Source organism: Nonomuraea sp. NPDC049655, assembly GCF_044465465.1.
Taxonomy (GTDB): domain Bacteria; phylum Actinomycetota; class Actinomycetes; order Streptosporangiales; family Streptosporangiaceae; genus Nonomuraea.
Map to the genome: position 1 here is coordinate 510156 of NZ_JBITLS010000007.1, position 24152 is coordinate 534307.

21 protein-coding genes and 1 pseudogene are annotated in these 24152 nt (G+C 72.1%); 10 read left to right on the forward strand and 12 right to left on the reverse strand.

What is annotated here, in order from left to right; translation table 11 throughout:
• Positions 1–63 precede the first annotated feature (63 nt).
• A complete protein-coding gene (locus ACIBQ6_RS25185) occupies positions 64–1674 on the reverse strand; it encodes a protein kinase (RefSeq protein ID WP_397214793.1) in 1611 nt (536 codons plus the stop codon).
• A gap of 9 nt (positions 1675–1683) precedes the next feature.
• Positions 1684–2505, reverse strand: coding sequence for a TIGR03619 family F420-dependent LLM class oxidoreductase (locus ACIBQ6_RS25190; RefSeq protein WP_358298605.1), 822 nt, complete (start codon positions 2503–2505; stop codon positions 1684–1686).
• Between the two features lie 86 nt (positions 2506–2591).
• On the opposite strand from ACIBQ6_RS25190, the gene ACIBQ6_RS25195 reads away from it, so the two are divergent.
• Together ACIBQ6_RS25195 and ACIBQ6_RS25200 are read left to right on the forward strand one after the other, a co-directional pair.
• Positions 2592–3839: an LLM class flavin-dependent oxidoreductase gene (locus tag ACIBQ6_RS25195; protein ID WP_352319395.1), complete on the forward strand. Its 1248-nt coding sequence runs from the start codon at positions 2592–2594 to the stop codon at positions 3837–3839.
• Complete coding sequence (locus ACIBQ6_RS25200; protein WP_397214796.1) at positions 3836–4705, forward strand: TIGR03619 family F420-dependent LLM class oxidoreductase; 870 nt, start codon at positions 3836–3838, stop codon at positions 4703–4705. Before ACIBQ6_RS25195 ends, ACIBQ6_RS25200 begins: the two co-directional genes overlap by 4 nt.
• A 91-nt stretch (positions 4706–4796) precedes the next feature.
• Here ACIBQ6_RS25200 and ACIBQ6_RS25205 read toward each other — a convergent pair whose 3' ends face one another.
• Complete coding sequence (locus tag ACIBQ6_RS25205; protein ID WP_358298608.1) at positions 4797–5252, reverse strand: MarR family winged helix-turn-helix transcriptional regulator; 456 nt, start codon at positions 5250–5252, stop codon at positions 4797–4799.
• Positions 5253–5314: 62 nt separating this feature from the next.
• Between ACIBQ6_RS25205 and ACIBQ6_RS25210 the strand changes: the two genes are divergently transcribed.
• The 3 genes from ACIBQ6_RS25210 to ACIBQ6_RS25220 are packed head-to-tail and all read left to right on the forward strand — an operon-like array spanning position 5315 to position 7729.
• On the forward strand, positions 5315–6493 hold the full coding sequence (locus ACIBQ6_RS25210) for an FAD-dependent oxidoreductase (RefSeq protein WP_397214797.1): 1179 nt from the start codon (positions 5315–5317) through the stop codon (positions 6491–6493).
• 49 nt (positions 6494–6542) lie between these two features.
• Positions 6543–7355 carry a HipA family kinase gene (locus tag ACIBQ6_RS25215; RefSeq protein WP_397214799.1) on the forward strand — a complete coding sequence of 271 codons (813 nt, stop codon included), beginning with the start codon at positions 6543–6545 and terminating at the stop codon, positions 7353–7355.
• Positions 7352–7729 (forward strand): DUF3037 domain-containing protein, encoded by a 378-nt coding sequence (locus ACIBQ6_RS25220; protein WP_358298613.1) that lies wholly within the window; start codon positions 7352–7354, stop codon positions 7727–7729. Before ACIBQ6_RS25215 ends, ACIBQ6_RS25220 begins: the two co-directional genes overlap by 4 nt.
• A gap of 10 nt (positions 7730–7739) precedes the next feature.
• On the opposite strand, the gene ACIBQ6_RS25225 is transcribed toward ACIBQ6_RS25220, so the two are convergent.
• The 4 genes from ACIBQ6_RS25225 to dxr form a co-directional block, all read right to left on the reverse strand.
• Positions 7740–8582 carry a GNAT family N-acetyltransferase gene (locus ACIBQ6_RS25225; protein ID WP_387660067.1) on the reverse strand — a complete coding sequence of 281 codons (843 nt, stop codon included), beginning with the start codon at positions 8580–8582 and terminating at the stop codon, positions 7740–7742.
• A 36-nt stretch (positions 8583–8618) separates the two neighbouring features.
• The gene (locus ACIBQ6_RS25230) at positions 8619–10199 is read right to left on the reverse strand and encodes an alpha/beta hydrolase (protein ID WP_397214801.1); all 1581 of its coding nucleotides are present in this window, start codon (positions 10197–10199) and stop codon (positions 8619–8621) included.
• 129 nt (positions 10200–10328) lie between these two features.
• Entirely contained in the window at positions 10329–11495 is a 1167-nt protein-coding gene (gene ispG, locus ACIBQ6_RS25235) for a flavodoxin-dependent (E)-4-hydroxy-3-methylbut-2-enyl-diphosphate synthase (protein WP_364340460.1), read from the reverse strand.
• 40 nt (positions 11496–11535) lie between these two features.
• Positions 11536–12726 (reverse strand): 1-deoxy-D-xylulose-5-phosphate reductoisomerase, encoded by a 1191-nt coding sequence (dxr, locus tag ACIBQ6_RS25240; protein ID WP_358298620.1) that lies wholly within the window; start codon positions 12724–12726, stop codon positions 11536–11538.
• A gap of 198 nt (positions 12727–12924) precedes the next feature.
• Between dxr and ACIBQ6_RS25245 the strand changes: the two genes are divergently transcribed.
• Entirely contained in the window at positions 12925–13938 is a 1014-nt protein-coding gene (locus tag ACIBQ6_RS25245) for a peptidase (protein ID WP_397214804.1), read from the forward strand.
• Positions 13939–13993: 55 nt separating this feature from the next.
• Entirely contained in the window at positions 13994–15079 is a 1086-nt protein-coding gene (locus ACIBQ6_RS25250; protein WP_397214806.1) for a trypsin-like serine peptidase, read from the forward strand.
• A gap of 103 nt (positions 15080–15182) precedes the next feature.
• On the opposite strand, the gene ACIBQ6_RS25255 is transcribed toward ACIBQ6_RS25250, so the two are convergent.
• On the reverse strand, positions 15183–16610 hold the full coding sequence (locus tag ACIBQ6_RS25255) for an aldehyde dehydrogenase family protein (protein ID WP_358298626.1): 1428 nt from the start codon (positions 16608–16610) through the stop codon (positions 15183–15185).
• Positions 16611–16901: 291 nt separating this feature from the next.
• Here ACIBQ6_RS25255 and ACIBQ6_RS25260 point away from each other — a divergent pair, with 291 nt between their 5' ends.
• A complete protein-coding gene (locus ACIBQ6_RS25260) occupies positions 16902–17549 on the forward strand; it encodes a TetR/AcrR family transcriptional regulator (RefSeq protein ID WP_352362964.1) in 648 nt (215 codons plus the stop codon).
• A gap of 24 nt (positions 17550–17573) precedes the next feature.
• Here the strand turns inward: ACIBQ6_RS25260 and ACIBQ6_RS25265 are convergent, their stop codons facing one another.
• On the reverse strand, positions 17574–19373 hold the full coding sequence (locus ACIBQ6_RS25265; protein WP_397214808.1) for a PucR family transcriptional regulator: 1800 nt from the start codon (positions 19371–19373) through the stop codon (positions 17574–17576).
• Positions 19374–19497: 124 nt separating this feature from the next.
• Between ACIBQ6_RS25265 and gabT the strand changes: the two genes are divergently transcribed.
• Complete coding sequence (gene gabT / locus ACIBQ6_RS25270) at positions 19498–20826, forward strand: 4-aminobutyrate--2-oxoglutarate transaminase (RefSeq protein WP_358298630.1); 1329 nt, start codon at positions 19498–19500, stop codon at positions 20824–20826.
• A gap of 210 nt (positions 20827–21036) precedes the next feature.
• Positions 21037–21237, forward strand: coding sequence for a hypothetical protein (locus tag ACIBQ6_RS25275; protein ID WP_352362958.1), 201 nt, complete (start codon positions 21037–21039; stop codon positions 21235–21237).
• Positions 21238–21258: 21 nt separating this feature from the next.
• Here the strand turns inward: ACIBQ6_RS25275 and ACIBQ6_RS25280 are convergent, their stop codons facing one another.
• From ACIBQ6_RS25280 to ACIBQ6_RS25290, 3 genes and pseudogenes are all read right to left on the reverse strand, one after another.
• Positions 21259–22473, reverse strand: a complete 1215-nt coding sequence (locus tag ACIBQ6_RS25280) for a saccharopine dehydrogenase C-terminal domain-containing protein (RefSeq protein ID WP_352362956.1) — start codon at positions 22471–22473, stop codon at positions 21259–21261.
• A gap of 223 nt (positions 22474–22696) precedes the next feature.
• On the reverse strand, positions 22697–23866 hold the full coding sequence (locus tag ACIBQ6_RS25285) for an extracellular solute-binding protein (protein ID WP_358298632.1): 1170 nt from the start codon (positions 23864–23866) through the stop codon (positions 22697–22699).
• Between the two features lie 85 nt (positions 23867–23951).
• Positions 23952–24152: pseudogene (locus ACIBQ6_RS25290) on the reverse strand (methylmalonate-semialdehyde dehydrogenase (CoA acylating)); the annotation flags it as partial.

Sequence of the window (24152 nt, forward strand, 5' to 3'; positions counted from 1 at the left end):
GCAACGGGCGGCGTTCAGTCAACAGTGTGCACGGCAATCGCCGCCTGACCGTGACACAGCCGGTCAGGAGGCGCGGGAGAGCCGGCCCGAGTACATGACGGCGCCGGTGTCGGACCGGGTCACCTTGACCTGGAACCGGTTGGGGTCGTCCGAGGGGACGATGCGGACCGTCCCGGCGTGGCACGCCTGGCCCTTGACCTGGCCGAGTGCGAACACGACGGCGCTCCTGGTGGGGGTGAGCCGACCGGAACAGTGCAGGTCGGCGCCCCAGCGCATGGTGGATGCGCCGCCGGCGCGCAGGCGCAGCTCGACCGGGAAGACCCGGCCGGCCGTGGGGTGCTCGGCCGATCCCGTCCAGGTGCCGTCCAGGGGGGCGCGCGTCGCGTCCGGTTTCCCGGTGGTGGGGGTGGGGATGTGCTGGGCCGTCCCCTTCCCGGGGCCGTCCATGCCGGGTCCTTGGGACGCGCGCAACCAGAACACGAAACCGGCGACCCCCATCGCGACCCCGGCCACCGCCACGACCACCTGCCACCTCCGCCACGACCTCCGCCCCGCGCCGGCGGGCGTCCCTTCGGCGGGAGTGAAGGAGGGGCCCCCGCCCGCGACGGCGGGCGTCCCTATGGGGGGAGGGGAGGCCGCTCTCCCGGCCGCGACGGCGGGCGTCCCTTCGAGAGGTGCGGTGGGCGCTTCCCCGGGCGCGGGGGCGGAGGGCCTTTCGGCGGAGGGCCAGGGGACTGTGGCGGGCGCGTCTTCCGGAGAGGGGCGGGGCGCGGTGGTGGGGGTTCTGTCGAGGGTGGGGGTGGTGTGCGGGAAGGGGGGCGGCGAGGCTGGGGCGGCGGCTTGGGCGCCGGAGGGCAGGACGTCGCCCGTTCCGCCGTCCTGGCCGAGCAGCGCGCGCAACGTCTCCTCGGCGTCCGGACGGTCGCGCGGGTCGTGGGCCAGGCACGCCTCCACGATCTCCCGCAGCCGCCCCGACAACCCGCGCAGGTCCGGCTTGCCGTACAGGATCCGGGCCAGGACCTCCTGGTAGGTGTCCGCCATGTACGCGTGCCGCCCCCCGGCCGTGTACGCCACGGTCAGCCCCCACGCCCACATGTCCGCGGGCGGCCCCGCGGCCTCCCCGCTGATGCGCTCGGGCGACAGGTAGGCCGGCGTGCCGATGGGCGACCTGGTCGTGGTGGCGGCGGCGTCCATCAGCCGGGACACCCCGAAGTCGATCACCCGCGGCCCGTCGAGGCTGAGCAGCACGTTGCCCGGCTTCAGGTCGCGGTGGACGACCCCCGCCCGGTGGATCGCCCCCAGGGCGGTGGCGGTGCCGATGGCCAGCCGGTCGAGCGAGCCGCCGCGCCGCGGCCCACCGGCCATCACGTGCTCGCCCAGCGAGGGCCCTTCGACGTACTCGCTGACCAGGTAGGGCCGGTCGCCGTCGAGGTCGGCGTCGAGGAGCTGGGCGGTGCAGAAGGCCGCGACCCGGCGCACCGCCTCCACCTCGCCGAGGAACCTGCGCCGCACGTCGGCGTCCTTGGACACGCTCGCGTGCAGCAGCTTGATCGCGACCTGCCCCCCGGCCGCCGAGTGACCGAGGAAGACGACGCCCTGGCCGCCCTGCCCGAGCCTGCGCGAGAGCCGGTACTCCCCCAGCTGTCGGGGATCATCAGCATGGAGCTCGGACATAGGGCGTCATTATGACACCGCCTGCAGCAGCGCGGCGTAGCCGTCGAGGGCGCGCAGCACGACGTCCGCCGGGCCGCTCGGCAGGGTGGCCACGGCCTCCTCGATGCCGAGCCCGGCGAAGTAGTCCAGCTTCTCCCTGGTGGGCAACGTCCCGAACGGGATCACCCTGGCCATCGGCCGCCCGGCCTTCTCGCACGCCTCGCGCAGCGCGGGCAGCGCGTCCTTGACGCCCTTGCCGCCGATGGGCATCCAGCCGTCGCCGTATTCGGCGATGTGCGCGAACAGCTTCGGTCCGGCGGCACCGCCGAGGTAGACGGGCAGGTCGTGCGCGGGCTTGGGCCACGACCATGACGGTTCGAGCCCTTCGACGGCGGCCACCTCGTCCCGCCAGAAGGCCCGCATGGCCAGCACGTTGCGCCGGGCGACCTCGCGCCGCCGCCCGTACGGCACGCCGTGGTTCTCGATCTCCTCGACGTTCCAGCCGAACCCGACGCCGACCACCACGCGCCCGCCGGACAGGTGGTCGAGCGTGGCCAGGGCCTTGGCGGTCACGATCGGGTCGCGCTGGGCGGCGAGCAGGATGCCGGTGCCGACGCGCAGCCGCCGGGTCGCGGCGGCGGCGAAGGAGAGCGCGACCAGCGGGTCCAGGGTGCGCTTGTACTCCTCGGGCAGCTCGGCCTGGCCGCCGGCGGGCGGCGTGCGGCGGCTGACCGGGATGTGGGTGTGCTCGGGCAGGTAGAGCGAGTCGAACCCGCGCTCCTCGGCCGCGGCCGCGAGGTCCTGGACCGGCATGGCCAGATCCGTGGCGAACATCGTGACACCCAGCCTCATACGGCCTCCTCATGTCAACCAAGCGATTGCTCGGCTAAGATTTCCAGGGTAGCTTGCAAGGCGACGTCCGCGGAAAGAGGTTCCCGGTGAAGTTCTCTATCTTCCTGAATCCGCAGATTCCAGGCTCTGGATACGCGGCCGAGGAGAACGCCAAGGCACGGCGTCCCATCGGACGCGACACAGAGTCGTATCAGCGGCTGCTGCACGAGGTGCGGGAGATAGCCGTCCACGCCGACCAGATCGGGTTCGACGCGCTGATGATGACCGAGCACCACTTCCACTCCGAGGGGATGGAGTTCTCGGTCAATCCGCTGATGTTCCTCACCGACCTCGCCGCGCGGACCGAGCGCATCCTGCTCGCCCCGCTCGGCATGGTGCTGCCCGCCTGGGACCCGATCAGGGCCGCCGAGGACGTGGCGCTGCTCGACCAGTTCAGCAAGGGCCGGCTGCGGCTCGGCGTGGCCCGGGGTTACCAGAACCGCTGGATGAACGTCCTCGGCCAGCGCTGGCAGGCCGCCGCCGCCCGCTCCGACGGCTCGGCCTCGGACACGCGGAACTTCGACGTCTTCGGCGAGGTGCTGAAGATCATGAAGATGGCCTGGACGCAGGAGACCCTCCGCTACAAGTCCGACGTGCTGGACTACGAGGTGCCATACCCCTTCGACGGTATCGAGGGCTGGCCCGCGATGGAATGGACCAAGACCTTCGGGGCGCCCGGCGAGGTCTCCGACGACGGGAAGATCCAGGCCGTCTCGGTCTGCCCCCGGCCGTACCAGAACCCGCATCCGGAGTTGTGGCAGCCGTTCACGATCTCCGACCGGTCGGTGATCAGGGCCGCGCAGGAGGACATCCTGCCGTGGATGTTCACCCCCAATCCCGACGACCACGCCGCCAAGGCCAAGCTCTACCAGGAGGAGTCGGCCCGGCAGGGCCGCCACTACAAGCTGGGCGAGCACACCGGCATCCTGAAGATCGTCGGCATCGCGGACACCACCGAAGAGGCGATCAACACCTTCGGCCGCAGCATCCCCAAGGACTTCGCCGCCTTCTTCGGCCCCTTCGGCTACCTGGAGGTGCTGCGCAAGAAGGAGGACGAGAAGCACAAGCCGATCTCCCCCGAGAAGGGCGACGCCAAGCGCATGAACGACGTGGAGATGGCCCTGTTCGGCACGCCGGACGACGTCAAGCGCGGCATCCAGCGCATGCTCGACCGCATGCCGGACCTGGAGTGGTTCGGCCTGTACATGCAGGGGCAGCAGGGCGTGCTCCCGCTGGACACGGTCAAGCGGAACCTGGAGATGTTCGCCACCAAGGTCGCGCCGGAGTTCCGATGAAGATGTGGCTGGGGGCCTCGTTCGTCCCGACCGACCAGTTCGTGGAGCTGGCGCGGGCGGCCGAGCGCTGCGGCTTCGACACCTTCACGCTGTCGGACCACCTGTTCTACGCCGACTTCGCCTCGCGGTACCCGTACTCGCGGTCGGGCGCGCCCCGGTGGGACGCCGAGACGCACTGGCCCGACGTGTGGGTGACGATCGGCGCGATGGCCACGGCGACCACGACGCTGCGCTTCTCGCCGAACGTCTACATCGCCCCGGCCCGCGACCTGTTCACCGTGGCCAAGCTGGTCTCCACGGCGGCGGTGCTGTCGCGGGAACGGGTGACCTTCGGGGTCGGGGTGGGGTGGTGCGAGGAGGAGTTCGCCGGCACCGGCCAGGACTTCCACACCCGGGGCCGCCGCCTCGACCGGATGCTGCCCACGCTGCGCGCCCTGTGGTCCGGCGCGACCGTCGAGCTGGACGGCCTGCCGCCGCTGTCGATCTCCCCCACGCCGGCCGGGCCCGTGCCCGTCTACGTGGGCGGCGACAGCGAGGCGGCGCTGCGCCGGGCCGCCCGCTTCGGCGACGGCTGGCTGGGCAACCGCATCTACACCGAGGAGCAGCTCGACCCGGTGCTCGACACCCTCCGCCGGCACCTCGACGAGAACGGCAGGACGGGCCCGTTCGACATCGTCGCCCCGCTGGCCGTGCTGCCGGACGCCGAGACCTACCGCCGCTTCGCCGCCAAGGGCGTGACCGCCACCATGGCCGCCCCCTGGTGGCTGGCCACCCCCGAGGAGAAGGCCCGGTACGGCGAGGACAGCCTCGAACTCAAGATCGCCACGATGGAGCGCTTCGCCGAGGAGGTCATCGCCAAACTCTGACCCCGAAGGCCCGGCCCCCCAGAAACCAGAGCCCCGGAGCCTCAGAACCTCCGACGATCCTGGCCGGGAGCGCGGTACGCGCGCGCCCCGGTCACGATCCCCCTTCCGCCAGGTTGGCCATGATCCGCCGAAGCATGCCCGTGACCTGCTCGATCTCCTCCCCGGAGAAGCCCGAGAAGACCTGGCGGCTGACCCCGCCGAAGATCGGCGGCAGGCGCGGCACCAGCGCGTGCCCCTCGTCCGTCAGCTCGATGACGACCGAGCGCCGGTCCTCGGGCCGCCGGACCCGCCGCAGCAGCCCCTTGGCCTCCAGCCGGTCCAGCAGCCGGGTCATCCCCGCCGTGTCCGTGCCGAGCCGGCCCTTCAGCACGCCGGGCGTGCTGCGCCCGCCCGCCGCGTGCAGCAGCAGCGCCGCCTGCTGCGCCGTGAGCCCGAGCGGCGCCAGGCGGCGCTCGGTCTCGGTGTTGAGCTCCCGCCCCACCTGCACGAGCAGCGACCCGCCGCCCAGCACCAGTTCGAACGGCGGCGGCAAACGATCGTCGGTCACGCGACCAGAATAGCTGGCGCAAGCATTTACTGTCGCGACAGCTATCGTCTATCGTCGGATCCATGGACACTTCTGCCCACGTCATCGTCGCAGGAGGCGGCATCGGCGGCTTATCCCTGGCCCAGGGCCTGCGCAAGGCGGGTTTCCAGGCCACCGTCCTGGAGCGCGACCCCTCGGCCGGCCACCGCCCCCAGGGTTACCGCATCAGCCTCAAGGAGACCGGCGCCGCGGCGCTGCGCGAGTGCCTGCCCCCCGGCCTGTACGACCTGGCCGTGGCCACCTCCATCCGCCCGGCCACCCGCATGACGTTCATGGACACCCGGCTGGTCCCCAAGTTCTCCAAGGACGTCCCGCCCCAGCTCCCCGGCGTGGACGGCTTCGGCGTCAACCGGCTCACCCTGCGCGAGATCCTGCTGTCCGGCCTCGACGTGCGCTTCGGCACCGAGTTCACCCGGTACGAGCCGCTGCCCGGCGGCCGCGTCCGCGCCCACCTCGCCGACGGCTCCGCCCTGGACGGCGACCTGCTCGCCGGCGCGGACGGCGTCGGCTCCCGCGTCCGCGCCCAGCTCCTCCCCGACGCCGTCGTGGACCGGCTCGACTGGGCCCTGTACGGCAGGACCGTCCTGACCCCCGACCTGCTGGCCGCCACGCCTCCCGACCTGGTCGACACCTTCAACCGGGTCACCGCGCCCGACCACACCGCGATCTCGGTCGCCACCTGCCGCCCCTGCGCGCCGGTGGCCGAGGCCGCCGCCCGGCACGCCCCCGGCGTGGAGCTGACAGACGTCCCCGGCTACTTCTCCTGGACGCTGACCGCCCCCGGCCCCCGGCCGGACGACACCTCCCCCGCCGCCCTGCACCGGCTCGCGCTCGCCACGGTCGCCGGCTGGCACGAGGGCGTGCGCCGGATCGTCGAGCGGGCCGACCCCGAGGCGACGTTCCTGGTGCACACCCACTCGGCCCGGCGCGTACGCCCCTGGGACGAGCCCGCGGTGACCCTGCTCGGCGACGCCGTGCACAGCATGAGCCCTGGACGCGGCGAGGGCGCGAACGTCGCGCTGCGCGACGCCCACACCCTGAGCGCGGCTCTGGCCGCGGCCGCCGCCGCAGGCCGCCCGCTCGCCGAGGCGAAGACGGCCTATGAGCACGCCATGCTCGACTACGCGTTCACCGCCGTCGAGGCTTCGTTGCGGCAGCCGTTCGCCCCTTTCGCCCGACCTGTCCGGCCACCGGCGCGTTGAACCGGCCCGGAGTTACGGACGGAGGCCAGGGGGACGATAGCCTCGTCCCGTGCTGGAAAAGATCGCAGCCACCCGATATGTGACCCCGCTGCGGGAGGGCGGGTCGCTGCCGGGCGTCGTCGAGGCCGACGACCTCGGCACGTACGTGGTGAAGTTCCGCGAGGCGGGGCAGGGCCGGCGGGTGCTCGTCGCGGAGATCATCGCCGCCGAGCTGGGCCGCCGGCTGGGGCTGCGCACCCCCGAGCTCAAGCTCATCGACCTCGACCCGCAGCTCGGCGTCCGCGAGCCCGACGAGGAGGTCCAGGACCTCCTCAAGGCCAGCACCGGCCTCAACCTGGCGGTCGACTTCCTGCCCGGCGCGCTCGGGTTCGACCCGCTGGGCTGGATCCCCGACCCGGTGTTCGCCTCCAGGGTCGTCTGGTTCGACGGGCTGATCCACAACATCGACCGGAGCTGGCGCAACCCCAACCTGCTGGTCTGGCACCGCGACACCTGGCTCATCGACCACGGCGCGGCCCTGTGGTTCCACCACAACTGGCGCACGGCCGACCCGCAGCGCCCCTTCGACACCGGCGACCACGTGCTCGCGCCGTTCGCGCCCGACGTGCTCGCCGCCGGCGACGACCTGGCCGGCCGGATCACCCGCGAGCTGCTCGGCGAGGTGACGGCCCTGGTGCCCGACGAATGGCTCGACGGCGAGCCGGGCTTCGACTCAGCCCAGGCCGTGCGGGAGGCCTACACCGAGCATCTGCTGAGCCGGGCGCACGGCCCGCGCGAATGGCTGCTGCGCGGCCCCGACAAGGAACGCAGGGCAGTCGGGCCCGGCTCGGTCGGCGAGTTCTGGCGGGGAGGCAGCCGGTGACCAGAGACGTCTACGAGTACGCGGTGATCCGCGTCATGCCCAAGATCGAGCGCGGCGAGCTGATCAACGCGGGCGTGCTGCTCTACTGCCAGCCGCGCGACTACCTGTGCGCGCGCGTGCATCTCGACCCGGCCCGCCTGCGCGCCCTCGACCCCGGCGCCGACCTCGACGGCGTGCGCCACGCGCTCAGCGCCTACGAGCGGGCCTGCGGCGACCGGCCGGGCCCCCTCGCGGGCGAGCCGCTGGGCGGCCGGTTCCGCTGGCTGACCGCGCCGCGCAGCACGATCGTCCAGACCGGCCCGGTGCACGCCGGCCTCACCGCCGACCCCGCCACCGAGCTGGCCCGCCTCTTCGACAAGCTGGTCAGCCTCTAGCCGCACACCCTCAGAACAACACCGACATGAAGGTGTCCACCTCGCGGAACCCCACCTTGCGGTAGACGGCCCGCGCCGAGTGGTTGAAGTCGTTGACGTAGAGCGACACGACGGGGGCGAAGCAGCTCATCGCCGCCTCCACGACCGCCGCCATGCCCGCCACCGCGTGCCCCTTGCCGCGCTGGTCGGGGGCCACCCACACGCCCTGGATCTGGCAGGCGTGCGGCGTGACGGCGCCCACCTCGGCCTTGAACACCACCCGGCCGTCGTCGATGCGCGCGTAGGCGCGGCCGATGCGGATCAGCTCGGCGACCCGGGTGCGGTAGAGCGCGCCGCCGTCGCCGAGGTTGGGCGAGACGCCCACCTCCTCGGTGAACATCGCCACGCACGCCGGCAGCACGATGTCGAACTCCTCGGGCCGCACCCGGCGCACCAGCGGATCGGCGGGCACGGGAGCCTTGCTGGAGGTCGCCATCACCGGCTGCGCCCACCGGATGGCCCGCGCCCTGCCCCAGTGCGGCTCCAGCCGCTCCCACAGCAGGGACACCGCCTCGACGGGGCCCACGATGGACGAGCACCTGCGCCCCTGCTTGCGGGCACGGTCGGCGAACGCGTGCACGGCCTCGGGGCCGGCGTTGACCGGCACCATGTTCGCGCCGGCGTAACAGAGCGACACGAGCCCGCCGCGCGGCCCGAATCCCCACATCTGCCCCCCGAGGCGTGCCGGATTGAGTCCGACGGCCCGCACCCGGGAGGAGACGAAGACGTTGGCGACCGGATCGCAGTCAAGCAGGGCGAGAACCTCGTCCCGGTCGCTGTCGTCGAGCACGCGCGACGCCGATGTACGCAGCATCACATGGTCAGACTACGCGAACGTCCCCCGAATAGCTCACCGGGACAGCACGTCGGTGAGCCGATCGTGACCCTGCGCGCCGCGCGCGGCCATGTGGGCGGCCGGAGCCGGGTCCGGCAGGGCCGCGCAGGAGACCGTCCGGGCCGGCAGCGTGCCGTCGGCCAGGTACGCCGCGAGGTGGCCGTCCACGCACCGGTTGCCGGCCAGCGACACGCCGTGGTTGCCGCCCTCGTCGATCACCATGCCGCTGCGCGGGAATCGCCGGTGCATGGCCAGCGCCCCCCGGTACGGCGTCGCGGCGTCGTCGCGCGACTGCAGGAACAACACCGGCGGCAGCTTCGGCGAGCCGTGCACCGCGACCGGCGTGCCGCCCTTGACCGGCCAGAACGCGCACGGCGCGTTGAACCAGGCGTTCGGCCAGGTCAGGAACGGCGCCCTGTGGTGCAGCCGGGTCATGTCGGTGCGCCACTTGGTCCAGTCGCGCGGCCACGCGGCGTCGCGGCACTGCACGCCGAGGTAGACGGCGTAGCCGTTCTCGTCGTCGGCGTCGTTCTTGCCGCGCCGGTTGTACGCCTCCACCAGCGGCTGCGGGTCGCCCTTGCGCACGTAGGCGGACCAGGCGCGGGCGAACTCCGGCCACACCCGGTCGGTGTACCCGCCGAGGGTGAAGGTGTCGTCCAGCTCGCTCGGCCCGACCACGCCGCCGGCCGGGCGGGTGCGCAGCCGGTCGCGCATCGCGTAGTAGGCGAACGAGGTCTGCTTCAGCGTGCCGCCCAGCCGGTAGACGTCGTTGTGCCGGGCCGTCCAGGCGAGGAAGGCGCGGTGGCGGCGTTCGAAGGCGACGTCCTGGCCCAGGTTCGACCGGTACCAGACGCCCTCGGGGTTGACCGTGCTGTCCATGACCAGCCGCCTGACCCGCTGCGGGAACAGGGTGGCGTAGACGGCCCCGAGGTAGGTGCCGTACGAGTAGCCCAGGTAGCTGATCTTCTCCTCGCCCAGCGCCGCCCTGATCGTGTCCATGTCCCTGGCCGAGTTCTCGGTCGTCAGGTGCGGCAGCATCCAGGCCCAGAGGTCGCCGCAGCGGGTGGCGTACTCGTCGGCCCTGGCCAGCAGCTTGCTCTCGTCGCCGGCCGTGCGCGGCACCGCGTCGGGCCGCGGCGCCCGGTAGTAGGTGTCGGGGTCCACGCAGTGGAGCGACGGCTCGCTGCCGCCGACCCCGCGCGGGTCGAACCCGACGACGTCGTAGCGCTCGCCCAGCCTGTTCGGCAGCCCGTTCGAGACGAACTCGGTCAGGTCACGGCCCGAGGCTCCCGGGCCGCCCGGGTTGATCAGCAGGGTGCCGAGATGGTTGCCGTCCCTGGACACCTTGGCCTTGATGCGGTTGATCGCCAGCTTGATCGACTGGCCCCAGGGGTCGCGGTAGTCGAGCGGCACGCGTACAGTGGCGCACTCCAGGTCGGCCCGGACCGTCTTGCCCTCCTTCGCCGGGCACGGCCCCCAGACCACCTGTTGCGCCCCCCAGGCCGCGCCCCTGCCGGCCGACGCCACACCGTCCGCGCTGACAACCCCGGCGACCAGCACCGCGATGCCGACGGCAACACTGAATACGCGCTTCACCCAGCCCCTCCCCCTCGTCATGGCCCTGTGATGCTCCCGCGGGCGAGCGGGTCATGACGCTGGGTATGGGGAAAGGCTTGCCAGATTGTAATGGTGCCATTGCACCGGGTAACCGGCCCCTCGGGGCACTCAGCCCACGGTCACCTGGGGCCCGGAGACGTCGTCGTCGAGGTCGACCTCGACGCCCATCTCCTCGGCCAGCCGCAGGGCCTCTTCGATCAGGGTCTCGACGATCTGCGACTCGGGCACGGTCTTGATGACCTCGCCCTTGACGAAGATCTGGCCCTTGCCGTTGCCGGAGGCGACGCCGAGGTCGGCCTCGCGCGCCTCGCCGGGGCCGTTGACGACGCAGCCCATGACGGCCACCCGCAGCGGGACCTTGAGCCCCTCCAGGCCTGCCTGGACCTGCTCGGCCAGCGTGTAGACGTCGACCTGGGCGCGGCCGCACGACGGGCAGGAGACGATCTCCAGCCCCCGCTCGCGCAGCCCCAGCGACTCCAGGATCTGGGCGCCGACCTTGACCTCCTCGACGGGCGGCGCGGACAGCGAGACGCGGATGGTGTCGCCGATGCCCTCGGCCAGCAGCGCGCCGAACGCCACGGCGGACTTGACCGTGCCCTGGAAGGCGGGGCCGGCCTCGGTGACGCCGAGGTGGAGCGGGTAGTCGCACTTGGCGGCGAGCAGCCGGTAGGCGTTGATCATGACGACGGGGTCGTTGTGCTTGACCGAGATCTTGATGTCCCTGAAGCCGTGCTCCTCGAACAGCGAGCACTCCCACAGCGCGGACTCCACCAGCGCCTCGGGCGTGGCCTTGCCGTACTTCTGGAGCAGGCGGGGGTCGAGCGACCCGGCGTTGACGCCGATCCTGATCGGCACGCCGTGGTCGGCGGCCGCCCTGGCGATCTCGCCCACCTTGTCGTCGAACTTCTTGATGTTCCCCGGGTTGACGCGGACCGCCGCGCAGCCCGCCTCGATGGCCGCGAACACGTACTTCGGCTGGAAGTGGATGTCGGCGATGACCGGGATCTGGGACTTCTTCGCGATGATCGGCAGCGCGTCCGCGTCGTCCTGCGACGGAACGGCCACGCGCACGATCTGGCAGCCGGACGCCGTCAGCTCGGCGATCTGCTGCAACGTGGCGTTGACGTCGGCGGTGACCGTCGTCGTCATCGACTGGACGGAGACGGGCGCGTCGCCGCCCACGGGAACGCTGCCGACCATGATCTGGCGGGAGTGCCGGCGTTCGGCGAGCGGCTTGGGGCGGACCGTCGGGATGCCAAGTGCTACAGAAGACATTTCTACCCTTAGGTGTGACGACGCTACCCAGTCTAGGTAGCTAGAAGGACTGCCCGGCTGTGAGTTCGGCCGCACGCGCCCGGGCCCAGGCGTCGGCGGCCAGCACCTCCTCCACGCTGGAGGCCGGGGTGACGCGGTGTTCCTCGACGACCTTGGCGACCGTGTCGACGATCGCGGGGAAACGCAGCCCGCCCCTGGTGAACGCCTCGACGCAGACCTCGTTGGCGGCGTTGTAGACGGCGGGCGCGGTGCCGCCCTCGGCGCCGACGTGCCGGGCCAGCGCGACGGCCGGGAAGGCCGCGTCGTCGAGCGGCTCGAAGGTCCAGGTGTGGGCCTTGGTCCAATCGACGGGCCGGGCGGCGCCGGGCACGCGGGCCGGATGGGCCAGCGCGAGCGCGATCGGCAGGCGCATGTCGGGCGGGCTGGCCTGGGCGATGGTGGAGCCGTCGACGTACTCGACCATGGAGTGGATCACCGACTGCGGGTGGACGACGACCTCGATGCGGTCGAAGCCGATGTCGAACAGCAGGTGGGCCTCGATGACCTCCAGCCCCTTGTTGACCAGGGTGGCGGAATTGATGGTGATGACCGGGCCCATGGACCAGGTGGGGTGGGCCAGCGCCATCTCGGGGGTGACGTCGGCCATCTCCTCGCGCTTCATGCCCCTGAACGGGCCGCCGCTGGCGGTGATGACGAGCTGCCTGACGGCGGCGGGGTCGTGGCCGCCGGGGCCGGACGCCCACAGGCACTGCTGCACCGCCGAGTGCTCGGAGTCGACCGGCAGGATCTGCCCCGGCGCGGCCAGCCGTTTGACCAGCGGCCCGCCGATGATCAGGGACTCCTTGTTGGCCAGCGCGAGCGTGCGGCCGGCCTCCAGCGCGACCAGCGTGGACGTCAGGCCCAGCGCACCGGTGATGCCGTTGAGCACGGTGTCGCACCGCCAGCCCGCGACCTCGGCGACGCCCTCGTGGCCGCCCAGCACGACAGGGGACGCCCCGCGCGCGGCCAGCGCCTCCTTCAGCGCCGGGACGGCGGCGGCGTCGGCCACCGCCACGACCTCCACGCCGAACCGGGCCGCCTGCGCGGCCAGCTCCTCGACCCTGCCGCCCCCGGCCGCGAGCCCGGTGACCTCGAACCCGGTGGGGTCGGCGGCGATGACGTCGAGGGCCTGGGTGCCGACCGAGCCGGTGGAGCCGAGCACGACGACGGAGCGGAGGGTCTCTGCATGCACGTGTCCATTGTCCCCGCTGCCGGACGCGGACGGGCACGTGAGGGGCCGACCGGCGCGATCCCGGGTCCCGAGTGACGCGCGATAACCCAGGCCATTTAAGTCCAAATATCGCTATATCGGGATGCGCATATCTTGAGAAATCCTGATTATTGTGCGGCTACCTTCCAAGCCCCAGCTCCGGTTTCGGGAGGTTACGTAATGCCCCGCAGATTTGCCCTGCTCTCCATCCTCACCCTCGCCACCGGGAGCATCGCCCTGCTCCCCGGCACCGCGGCCCAGGCCGGCGCGGCACCCCGTCCCGCCCAGCACGCCGCCGCGGACTCGACGTCCGAGCAACGGCAGGTCACGCGGTACTGGACCGAGGCCCGCATGGAGAGCGCGCAGCCGCTCGACCTGCCCGCGCCCAAGAACGGCGGGAAGGCGGCCCAGGGCGCGGTGGCCGAGCCCGGCGAGCCCGGCGGCGGCACCCCCTGGCAGGCGCCGCCCACCGGCGACCGGGACGACGGGCGGCAGCTCCGGTCGGCCAACAGCTCCGGCGCCCCCTGGAGCGGCGGCGGCGCCGTCGTGAAGACCACCGGCCGGGTCTTCTTCACCTACCAGGGACGCAGCGCCTCGTGCTCGGGCTCGGCGGTGACCAGCGCGAACAAGAGCGTGGTGCTGACCGCCGGCCACTGCGTCAAGCTCGGCGGCGCCTTCCACACCAACTGGGTGTTCGTGCCCGGCTACGCCGCCGGCCAGCGCCCCTTCGGCACCTGGCCGGCCGCCAAGCTGCTGACCACCCCCCAGTGGAACGCCAGTGAGGACGTCAACTTCGACGTGGCCGCCGCCGTGGTGGCCCAGGTGGACGGCAAGAGCCTGGTGGACGTCGTCGGCGGCCAGGGCGTGGCCTTCAACCAGCCGCGTGGCCGGCAGATGTACTCCTTCGGCTACCCGGCCGCCGCCCCCTACGACGGCTCGAAGCTCATCTACTGCAGCGGACGCACGTTCGACGACTTCCTGCTCTCCGACGACCTCGGCCTGACCTGCGACATGACCGGTGGCGCGAGCGGCGGCCCGTGGATGCTGAATTTCGACGAGTCGACCGGTCTCGGCACGCAGAACTCGGTCAACAGCTTCAAATACAACTTCGCCCCCAACTGGATGTTCGGCCCGTATTTCGGAAACGAAGCGCAGGCCGTTTACCAAGCAGCGCAAACCACCGGCGCACTCTGATCAATTTACGGAAAGTAGCCGCAAGAACACACGTCGTGGTGCACACTCGGGGGCCATGACCCTGAGCACCTCCCTGCTTGCGGCCGCCCCGCTGATCGCGGGACTGACGGGACCGGCGATCCTCGGCGCGGTCCCCGGCCAGCACCAGGTCGATCGTCCCGCCGTCGAGCACGCCGTCGAGCACGCCGCGGCCCGGCGGAGCATGGTGGTCGAGCACGAGGCCGCGCGGAGCGACGCCGAGCAGCGGCGCGTGCTCGGCTACTGGACCCCGCAGCGCATGGCGGCGGCCCTGCCCATCGGTCTGCTCGACTCCGTGACCGACGGCGACGGCCTGCTCGGCGGCCTGACCGGGCGCGGCGGGGCGCAGGCGAAGCCCGGCGGGTCCGGCGGGTCCGGCGGCCGTACCGAGATCAACGTCGGCCGCCGGCACCAGGCGTCGTCCCGGCCCCAGGCCAGCACGATCGGCGCGCGCTGGAGCACCGGCGGAGCCGTGACCAGGACCACCGGGCGGGTGTTCCTGACGCTGGCGGGCGCCGACTTCGTCTGCTCGGCCAGCACGGTCACCAGCGCCAGCAAAGACCTCGTCGTCACCGCCGGCCACTGCGTCAAGGACGGCGCCGGCGAATGGGCCCAGAACTGGACGTTCGTCCCCGGCTACGGCAGGGGCGGCGAGCAGCCCTACGGCCAGTACGCGGCCCGCCGCATGTTCGTCTCCGCCCCCTGGTCGCGCTCCGGCGACGACAACCACGACGTCGGCATGGTCGCCCTGGCCACCTCGGGCGGGCGGCACGTCGCCGACGTGGTGGGCACCCAGGACATCGCCTTCAACACCCCGCGCGGCGGCCAGACCTACGGCTTCGGCTACCCGGCCGACCCGCCCTACGACGGCGACCAGCTCGTCTACTGCGCCGGGCGGCTGCGCGACGACCCGTACAAGCAGACACACGACCAGGGGCTGGGCTGTGCCATGACCGCCGGGTCGAGCGGCGGCCCCTGGCTGTCCGGCTTCGACCCGATGACCGGCCGCGGCACGGTCACCTCGCTGAGCAGCTTCAAGTACAGCGACGACCAGCACACCATGTACGGCCCGTACTTCGGCCAGGCCGCCAGGACGGTCTACGCCACGGCCGAACGCGCCTGAAAGGCCACCGCCGGACGCGCCTGCAAAACGGTGCCGGACGCGCCTGAGAAACGGCGCCGGACACACGACCGCCCCGCGCCGGGGGCGCGGGGCGGGCCGGGAGCTACAGCGACAGGCCGGTGAGCACCATGACCTTCTCGTAGGTCAGGTCCTCCATGGCCGAGTGCAGGCCCTCGCGGCCGATGCCGGAGTCCTTCACGCCGCCGTACGGCATCTGGTCGGCCCGGTACGACGGCACGTCGCCGATGATCACGCCGCCGACCTCCAGCTCGCGGTTGGCCTTGAAGGCGGCGTCCAGGGAGCGGGTGAAGACGCCGGCCTGGAGGCCGTACTTGGAGTCGTTCACCATGGCGTACGCCTCGTCGATCGACGCGGCCGGCTGGAGGATCATGACCGGCCCGAAGACCTCCTCGCAGGCCACCTTGGCGTCGTGCGGGACGTCGGCCAGCACGGTCGGCGCGACCGTGGCGCCCTCGCGGGTGCCGCCGGCCAGGACGCGGGCGCCGGCGGCGACCGCCTCGCGCACCCACTGCTCCACCCGCTCGGCGGCGGCCTCCGACACCAGCGGCCCGACCTGGGTCTTCTCGTCGGCCGGGTCACCCGTGACGAGCGCGCCCACGGCCGGCAGCAGCCGCTCGACGAACGCGTCGTAGACCGGCTGCTCGACGATCACCCGCTGGACGGCGATGCAGCTCTGACCGGCCTGATAGTTGGAGAACAGGGCGATGCGCTGCGCGGCCCAGTCGAGGTCGGCGTCGGCCAGCACGACGGCCGCGGCGTTGCCGCCCAGCTCCAGGGTCACGTGCTTGCGCGGCACCTGGTCGGCGATGGCGTAGCCGACGGGCGCGGAGCCGGTGAAGGAGACCACGGGCAGGCGGGGGTCGTCGACGAGGGCGGCGGCGCGCTCGTTCTGCACGGGCAGCACCGAGAACATGCCCGCGGGCAGGTCGGTCTCGGCCAGGATCTCGCCGAGAACCAGCGAGGACAGCGGCGTGGCCGGCGCGGGCTTGACGATGATCGGGGCGCCGACGGCGATGGCGGGCGCGACCTTGTGGGCGACCAGGTTCAGCGGGAAGTTGAACGGGGTGATCGCCAGCACCGGGCCCTTGGGCACGCGGGAGACGTAGGCGAGACGGCCCGCGGCGGCCGGCTCGGTGTCGAGCCGCTGCACCTGGCCGGACCAGCGGCGGGCCTCCTCGGCGGCGAAGCGGAACGTGGAGATGGCGCGGTTGACCTCGCCGCGCGCCCAGAAGATCGGCTTGCCGTTCTCGGCGGTGATCAGGTGGGCGATCTCGTCGGCCCGCTCGGCCAGCCGGCGCGAGACGTGGGCCAGGGCCTCGGCACGTACGTGCACGGGCAGCGCGGCGGCCTCGCGCGAGACCGCGTGAGCGGCCGCGACGGCCTCCTCGACCTGAGCATCGGTCGGTACGGAGTACCGGCCGACCGCACGACCGTCATGGGGGTTGGTCACGGTGAGATCGGTTTCGCCGGTGGCGGGCCGGCCGGCAAGCCAGAAGGTGCGCACGTCCATACCCACGACGTTATGCCAAGCGGGAGTCCGGGGATTTACACCACGGTGCACAAGACTCCCATGAGCGCTCACCGTTAAGTACAAGCCCTGGTGTATACCCATGATGTAACAGAAGTAGACCCAATTCGGGATGTTTACCATGCGGAGTGGTTTGAGCGATCTCCGCCATGGCTAAGTCATCGGGTGCGGGTCTCCAGCGCGGTGGGCCCCCGATCAGAAAGGCGTGGGCCCCGTGACCGAGCAACGTGAGGTCACAAGGACACTGAGCTCCTTGGTCGCTGGGGAGGTCGCATGACCTCGACCCCGCTGGGCCTGCAGGGCGCCTACCTGCTGGGCGAGCGCGCCACCCACGACGAACTCCGTTCCCGCCTGCTCGACGTGGCGGTGAACCTGCTTCAGAGCGAGGGTCCCGACAGTCTGACCATGCGCAGGATCGCGGCCGAGGCCGGCTGCACGACGACCGTCATCTACACGATGTTCGGCAACCGGGAGGGCCTGGCCGAGGCGCTGTATCTGGAGGGTTTCGAGCGTTTCCGCCGCTTTCTCGAAGCGGTCCCGCAGCGGCGCAACCCGCTGGAGTACCTGACCGCGCTCGGCCCCGCCTACCGGCAGGCGTGCCTGTCCGAGCCGGGCTACTACAACCTGATGTTCGAACGGGCCATCCCCGGTTTCGAGCCCAGCGAGCGGGCCAGGACGCTCGCCCGCGCGGCGCTGAACATCCTCGACCGGGTGATCGCCGACTGCATCTCCGCCGGCTACCTGACGCCGACCCAGCCGCGCAAGATCGCCGACGCGCTCTGGGCCGCCGCGCAGGGCGCGATCAGCCTGGAACGGGCCGGCCACCTGCGGGATGACCGCACGTACGAGGCGGTCACCCTGGCCACGATCTGCTGCTACCTGGTGGACAAGGACAGCCTGCCCTCGGCCCCCGGCCGCTGAAACACCCGCGGTCCAGCGGCGGGGTCAGCGGCGGGCCGCCTCCAGGGCGAGCCACAGCTCGGCGCGTACGCCCGGGTCGTCGAGGTCGCGGCCGAGGAGTTCGGCGACGCGCCGCATGCGGTAGCGCAGGGTGTGCCGGTGGACGCCGAGCCGCTGGGCGGCGGCATCCCAGTGGCCGTTGCTGTCGAGGTAGGCGCGCAGCGACTCGACCAGGTCCGCGCGGGATCCGTACGCGGTGAGCGGGGCCAGCAGCGCGCCGGAGAACGCGCGCAGAGTGTCGGCGTCCAGCAGCGCGAGCAGGCCCTGCCCGGCCAGGTCGGCGAAGCGCGTCAGGCCGCCGTCGCTGTGGGCCAGCGCGCGGCGTGCCTGGTCGAGCGCGTCGCGCAGGCCGTCGTAGCGGCAGGGCGAGCTCAACCCGACCGGCCCCTCCACCTCCCGCGCCACCTTCTCCGCGCCCCCCTCGGACACCAGGCAGACACTCACCGGCTCCCCGCCCTGAAACCCGCCACCCCTCCCCCTGCCGCCACCACCGTGACCGCCGCCGAGAGCGCCGCCGTGAGCGCCACCCTGAGCGCCGCCGTGACCGCCGCCGTCAGCGCCGCCGTGACCGCCGGTGCCGTCGTCGAGGAGCGCTGTGAAGCCGTGCGGTTCCAGGGTCTCCAGGGCGGCCGCGCCCGCCGCCAGGACCACCAGCGGCTCACCGGGCAGCCGCGCGCCGAGCGTGCCGGCCACCGCCCGCGCCTGCTCGACCGCCCCGCCGAGCAGCAGTTCCAGCACGGCCGAGCGGAGCCGCCGGCCGGCCTCCCGCTGGGCCCTGCCCTGCTCCATGGCGAGCGTGAGCAGCGAGCCGGCGGCGTTGATCACCGTGTGGGTCACCGGCGAGAACGGCTTGCGGGCGCCGACCGCGAAGAAGCCGCGCGGCCGTGGACCGCCGCCGAGCGGCTGGATCACGACGTGCTCGTCGGGCCCGGACAACGCGAGACTCGCCGGCACCCGCTCACCGGCCTGGACCGCACCGCGCCTCCGCGCCCCGACCGGCACGCCGGCGCCCACCCGCTGCCCAGCCTGGCCACCACCCCGCACGCGTTCGCCGGCCGGCGCGCCACCGCCCATCCGCTCACCCGCCTGGCCACCACCCCGCACGCCTTCCCCACCCGGCACGCCACCGCGCACCCGCTCACCGCCCTGCCCCGCGGTGGCGGCGGGCTCGCCCGTGGGCGGGCGCTCTGCTCCGGCGGTCTGGTCGGGCTGGGGTCCTGCCGGGCCGCCGGCGCGCAGCCGGCGCAGCTCGGCCACCACGACCGGCACGTCGGCCCCCGGCGTGGCGTGCCGGACCTCGCCCGTCTCGTCGAGCAGCGCCGCCCAGCCTTCGATCTCCTTGGCCACCCGGTCGATGACCGCGTGCATGCCCTCCGGACGCAGCGCCGCCCGGGTCAGCCGCCCCTGCGCGGCGAAGGCGCGGGTGATCTCGTCGTACTGCTCGGCCGCGAGCAGCTCGCTGACCACCTTGCCGATGGCGATGAACGGCGTCTCGCGCGGCACCTCGAACAGCGGCAGCCCCGCCTCGTCGGCGGCCGCGACCAGGGCGGCCGGGACGTGCTCGTGGGAGAGCCCGACGCCGAAGCCGAGCCCGGCCACCTCACGGCCCACCAGCCGGGCGACATATCCGGAGAAGTCGCCTTCCAGGCGGATCCCGGTCGTCAGCAGCAGCTCCGAGCCCTCAAGGAACGGCGTCGGGTCCTCCAGCTCGCTGACCGCCACCCAGCGCACCTCCGCGTCGAGCGCTCCGGCGGCCCCCGCGCCCGCCAGCTGACGCAACTTCATCCGTCGCGCCACGGTGCGTAGCGAAGGTGCCATACGAGTTTGTCCATTCCGGCAAAGGTGAGCACCCCCAGTGTGCCATATCGACGTATCGGCCCAGGTCGGAGCCCGACGTAGCGTCGAGCCCATGAGCATTCCCCAGGAGCGGCGCGTCGTGACCGCGATCCCAGGCCCCAAGTCGCAGGAGCTGCTGGCCCGCAAGCAGGCCGCCGTCCCCTCCGGCATCGGCACCACGCTGCCGGTCTTCGTCACCCGCGCCGGCGGCGGCATCCTCCAGGACGCCGACGGGAACTCTCTGATCGACTTCGGCTCCGGCATCGCCGTGACGAACGTGGGCAACTCCGCGCCGAAGGTCGTCGAGCGCGTCCAGAAGCAGGTGGCCGACTTCACCCACACCTGTTTCATGGTCACCCCGTACGAGTCGTACGTGCAGGTCTGCGAGAAGCTCAACGAGCTGACCCCCGGCGACCACGACAAGCGCACCTTCCTGGTGAACTCCGGCGCCGAGGCCGTCGAGAACGCCGTCAAGGTGGCCCGGCACGCCACCGGCAGGCAGGCCGTCGTGGTGTTCGACCACGGCTACCACGGCCGCACGCTGCTCTCGATGACCATGACCGCCAAGAACATGCCGTACAAGCAGGGCTTCGGCCCGTACGCGCCCGAGGTGTACCGGGTGCCGCTGGCCTACCCGTTCCGCTGGCCGACGGGCGCGGACAACTGCGCGGAGGAGGCCGCCGCGCAGGCCATCGACCAGATCAACAAGCAGGTCGGGGCGGAGAACGTGGCCGCCGTGGTGATCGAGCCGATCGCCGGCGAGGGCGGTTTCATCGTCCCGGCCAGGGGCTTCCTGCCGCGGATCGCCGAGTTCTGCCGGGCGAACGGCATCGTCTTCGTGGCCGACGAGGTCCAGACCGGCTTCGCGCGTACCGGTGACCTGTTCGCCTGCGAGGACGAGGGCGTCGTCCCCGACATCATCTGCACCGCCAAGGGCATCGCGGGCGGCCTGCCGCTGGCCGCCGTGACCGGCCGCGCCGACCTGATGGACCACGTGCACGTCGGCGGCCTGGGCGGCACGTACGGCGGCAACCCGCTGGCCTGCGAGGCCGCGCTCGGCGTCCTGGAGACGATCGAGTCGGAGGACCTGGTCGCCAAGGCCCGCCGCATCGGCGAGATCATGCTCCCCCGTCTCCGCTCGCTCCAGGAGCGGTTCCCGGCGATCGGCGACGTGCGCGGACGCGGCGCGATGATCGCGATCGAGCTGGTCGAGCCGGGCACGAAGAACCCGGACCCGGCGGCCGTCCAGGAGATCGTCAAGCGCTGCCACGCCGAGGGCCTGGTGGTCCTGACCGCCGGCACGTACGGCAACGTGCTGCGCTTCCTGCCCCCGCTGGTCATGCCCGAGCACCTGCTTGAGGAGGGCCTGGGGATCCTGGAGAAGGCCATCTCCGCTCTATAGCAAAGACCGAAAAATCGGGCATCCAGCTTGCGGCTGGATGCCCGATTTTGTGTGTGTAACGCAGGTCACTCGGGTAGAGAATTCACCCTGGCTTGACGCTCAGCTAGACGATCACGGCCTCGGTCAGGGTTATAACGGATCCGGACATGCGGAGGGGCGATGGCAGCTGGGAGCGTGATGAACTGGGGTCCCACCAGAACGGCACGGAGTATGTTGACGTTCGACCCTGAGGGCCTGACGCCGGCCCAGCGCGACGGCGACGCCTGCGTGGTGTGCCACAAGAGGTGGCCGCGGCCCCGGGTCCGGGTCGGCAAACTGCCCGACAACTCCTCCGTGCTCGCCTGCACCGAATGCGCCGAGGCGCTCCTGCCCGCTCCCATGGCGACCGTGGTGGCCTTCCCCGGCCGCTAGACCGGCCGTCAGTCACGACCGTCAGGCCGCCGCGGCCGTCTCGCGCAGGCCCCACGGCGAGCCGTACTCGCGCAGCAGGTCGAGGAACGGCACCGCGTCGAACGCCTCGGGGCCGAGCACGCCCTCGCCCTTCCACACCCCGGTCGCCACCAGCTCCAGCGCGACGACCGGATGGATCGCCGTCTGCCACACGACGGCCTGGGAGCCGTACTCCCGCATCGACCACTCGTTGTCCACCACGTGGTACAGGTACACCTCGCGCGGCGAGCCGTCCTTGCCGGTGCCCTTGACCCACGTGCCCGCGCAGGTCTTGCCGCGCATGCGGGCGCCCAGCGTCGCCGGGTCCGGCAGGCTCGCGGCGACCATGTCGCGCGGCGCCACCTCCGCACCGCCCACCCTGATCTTGTCGGCGCTGTCCAGGCCCAGCTTGCGCAGCGTCTTGAGCACGCCGATGAACTCCTCGCCGAGCCCGTACTTGAACGTCACCCGCCGCGCCGGGATCCACCTCGGGACGAGCAGCACCTCCTCGTGCTCGACGTTCACGCACTCCACGGGCCCGATGCCGTCGGGGAAGTCGAACACCTCGGGCTCGCTGAACGGCTCGGTGGTGCGCCACTGCCCGTCCTCCCAGACGACGGGCGGGTTCAGGCACTCCTCGATCGTGGTCCAGATGGAGAACGTGGGCGCGAAGTCGTAGCCGTCCACGACGAGGTTGGCGCCGTCCCTGATGCCGATCTCGTCGATCTCGTCGAACAGGTGGTCGGCGGCGTAGCGGGCGAACACGTCCGCGAGCCCCGGCTCGACGCCCATGCCGACCAGCGCGAGCCGGCCCGCGCCGCGCCACTCGCCGTCGCGCTCGAACTGCCGGTCCCCCAGCTTCACCCCGGGCTTGCGGTACGGCTCGCGCGGATGCGGCTTCGACAACGACATCGCCATGTCCAGGTAGTGGGCCCCGGCCTCCAGGGCGGCCTCGAACAGCGGCATCGTGAAGCGCGGATCGACCGCGTTGAACAGCACGTCACATCGGTGCTCCCGGAGCGCCGCGGCGACCTGGGCCCGGTCGGAGGCGTCCAGCTGGATGGCGGTGAAGCGGGGGTCGTCCACGGCGGCGACGGCGCGGGCCGCCCGGCTCTGTTGGGAGTCGGCCACCACGATGTGTTCGTAGAAATGGCGGCGGGCGGCGATGGGCACCACGGCGGAGCCGACGCCTCCGGCGCCGACAAGAAGGATTCTCATGGAGAGAACATACTCACTGACTGGTCATTCAGTCGAATTTTCGCACCGACGAGTCCCGGAACCTGACGCTCTTCAGCCCGGAAACGGCGAGACGCCGTGGACGTCCTTCAGCCCGGAGACGGCGAGACGCCCCGGGACAGGGGGGAAGGCCCGGGGCGTCTCAGCAGGCGCACCCGGGGGAAGGCGCGCCCGCGATGGGGTCGAGCGGGGGCGGAGATCTCACCTACTCGGCGAGTTCGGCCCACCGTTTCCCCCAGACGGCATAATCAGTGCATTCCCCGTCCTCGCCGCGGCAACCGCCCGGCGGCCGGACGGCGAAGGCGATCCGGTCGAGCCGCTTGGGGTCGTCGGCGCCGTACAGGTCGCAGATCGACTTGGCCCGGCCCTTGCACGCCTTGTCGTTGGCCGGCGCGAGCCCCACCCAGGCGGCCGCGTCGCGCTGGGCGTCGGCCGCGGTCATCCAGGTCAGCCAGCGGTAGGCGCAGGTGGTGTCGGGCAGGTTGGCGCCGAGCATCCAGGAGTCGAGCCAGCCGGTGGCCGTCTTGGCGCCGACCGTCCGGACCGGCTTGCCGGCCTTCTGCAGCAGCAGGCGATAGTACGGTGTGGCCTGCGCGTAATCCAGCGACCCGGTGGCGAAGCCCTTGATCAGGTCGATCGGCTTGCGCCAGTAGGTGCGCTCCTTCTGCCGCCCGAGCAGCGCCATGGCCCGGTCGAGCTGCTCCTGGCTCAGCTCGTACGGGTCCTTGACGGTGGCGTCGGTCAGCGCGGCGTCGGCGATGGTCAGGGGGGTGTCGCGGAGCGCGGCCCGGCCGGAGGCGAACACCTGGCTCATGCTCGCGTCCTTGACCCTGGCCGAGTCGTAGATGAACTCGTGGTACCCCCACAGGAACGGCACGCCGTAGACCTTGCCGGACACCTTCGTCATGTCGCGGAAACGCTCGTTCAGGTCGTCGTAGCCGCTCACCTTGGCCGGGTCGATCGGCTGCACCAGCTTGCGCGTGATCAGGTCGCCCGCCAGCGCCGGGCCCGCCGAGATCAGGTCGTACGGGCGCTCGGCGGCCGCGACGGCCCGCTCCATCTCCTCGGCGGTGCGGACGGTGTCGACGCGGGCCAGGCGGCAGCCGGTCTCCTTCTCGAAGGAGCCGACCCAGTTGGCCTTGGAGCTGAGGCCGCCGTACTCGGCGTAGCCGCGGTAGGTGAGGATCTGCAGCGTGCCGTCGCTCTGGGTGGCCGTGGGCGACGGCGTGGCCGACGGGGTCGGCTTCGGGCTGGGCTTGGCGGCCGGCTGTGTTGCCTGCTGAGCCGCCTGCCCGGCAGCCGAGGACACCGCTCCCGTGCCGGCGACCAGCGCCGCCGCGGCCAGCGCCACGGCGGATATGCGACGGCGTCTCACGATGTCCCCCCTTGTCCGTTGCGCTGGAGCTTACCGGGGACGGGACCGGGAGGGACGCCGGTCCCTCCCGGCCGTGAGGCGTGAGTTACCCGTTCGTGGGGAAGCCGAGGTTCACACCGCCGTGGGACGGGTCCAGCCAACGCGAGGTCACCACCTTGCCCCGCGTGTAGAACTGCACCCCCTCGGCGCCGTGCACATGCGTGTCACCGAACAACGACGACTTCCACCCGCCGAAACTGTAGAACGCCATCGGCACCGGGATCGGCACGTTGATCCCGACCATCCC

Excerpts from the sequence above, each read along its gene's own strand:
- ACIBQ6_RS25185 (WP_397214793.1), bottom strand. The coding sequence starts at position 1,674 with ATGTCCGAGCTCCATGCTGATGATCCCCGACAGCTGGGGGAGTACCGG.
- ACIBQ6_RS25190 (WP_358298605.1), bottom strand. The coding sequence starts at position 2,505 with ATGAGGCTGGGTGTCACGATGTTCGCCACGGATCTGGCCATGCCGGTC.
- ACIBQ6_RS25200 (WP_397214796.1), top strand. The coding sequence starts at position 3,836 with ATGAAGATGTGGCTGGGGGCCTCGTTCGTCCCGACCGACCAGTTCGTG.
- ACIBQ6_RS25210 (WP_397214797.1), top strand. The coding sequence starts at position 5,315 with ATGGACACTTCTGCCCACGTCATCGTCGCAGGAGGCGGCATCGGCGGC.
- ACIBQ6_RS25225 (WP_387660067.1), bottom strand. The coding sequence starts at position 8,582 with ATGCTGCGTACATCGGCGTCGCGCGTGCTCGACGACAGCGACCGGGAC.
- ispG (WP_364340460.1), bottom strand. The coding sequence starts at position 11,495 with ATGTCTTCTGTAGCACTTGGCATCCCGACGGTCCGCCCCAAGCCGCTC.
- ACIBQ6_RS25245 (WP_397214804.1), top strand. The coding sequence starts at position 12,925 with ATGCCCCGCAGATTTGCCCTGCTCTCCATCCTCACCCTCGCCACCGGG.
- ACIBQ6_RS25250 (WP_397214806.1), top strand. The coding sequence starts at position 13,994 with ATGACCCTGAGCACCTCCCTGCTTGCGGCCGCCCCGCTGATCGCGGGA.
- ACIBQ6_RS25255 (WP_358298626.1), bottom strand. The coding sequence starts at position 16,610 with ATGGACGTGCGCACCTTCTGGCTTGCCGGCCGGCCCGCCACCGGCGAA.
- ACIBQ6_RS25260 (WP_352362964.1), top strand. The coding sequence starts at position 16,902 with ATGACCTCGACCCCGCTGGGCCTGCAGGGCGCCTACCTGCTGGGCGAG.
- ACIBQ6_RS25265 (WP_397214808.1), bottom strand. The coding sequence starts at position 19,373 with ATGAAGTTGCGTCAGCTGGCGGGCGCGGGGGCCGCCGGAGCGCTCGAC.
- gabT (WP_358298630.1), top strand. The coding sequence starts at position 19,498 with ATGAGCATTCCCCAGGAGCGGCGCGTCGTGACCGCGATCCCAGGCCCC.
- ACIBQ6_RS25275 (WP_352362958.1), top strand. The coding sequence starts at position 21,037 with ATGTTGACGTTCGACCCTGAGGGCCTGACGCCGGCCCAGCGCGACGGC.
- ACIBQ6_RS25280 (WP_352362956.1), bottom strand. The coding sequence starts at position 22,473 with ATGAGAATCCTTCTTGTCGGCGCCGGAGGCGTCGGCTCCGCCGTGGTG.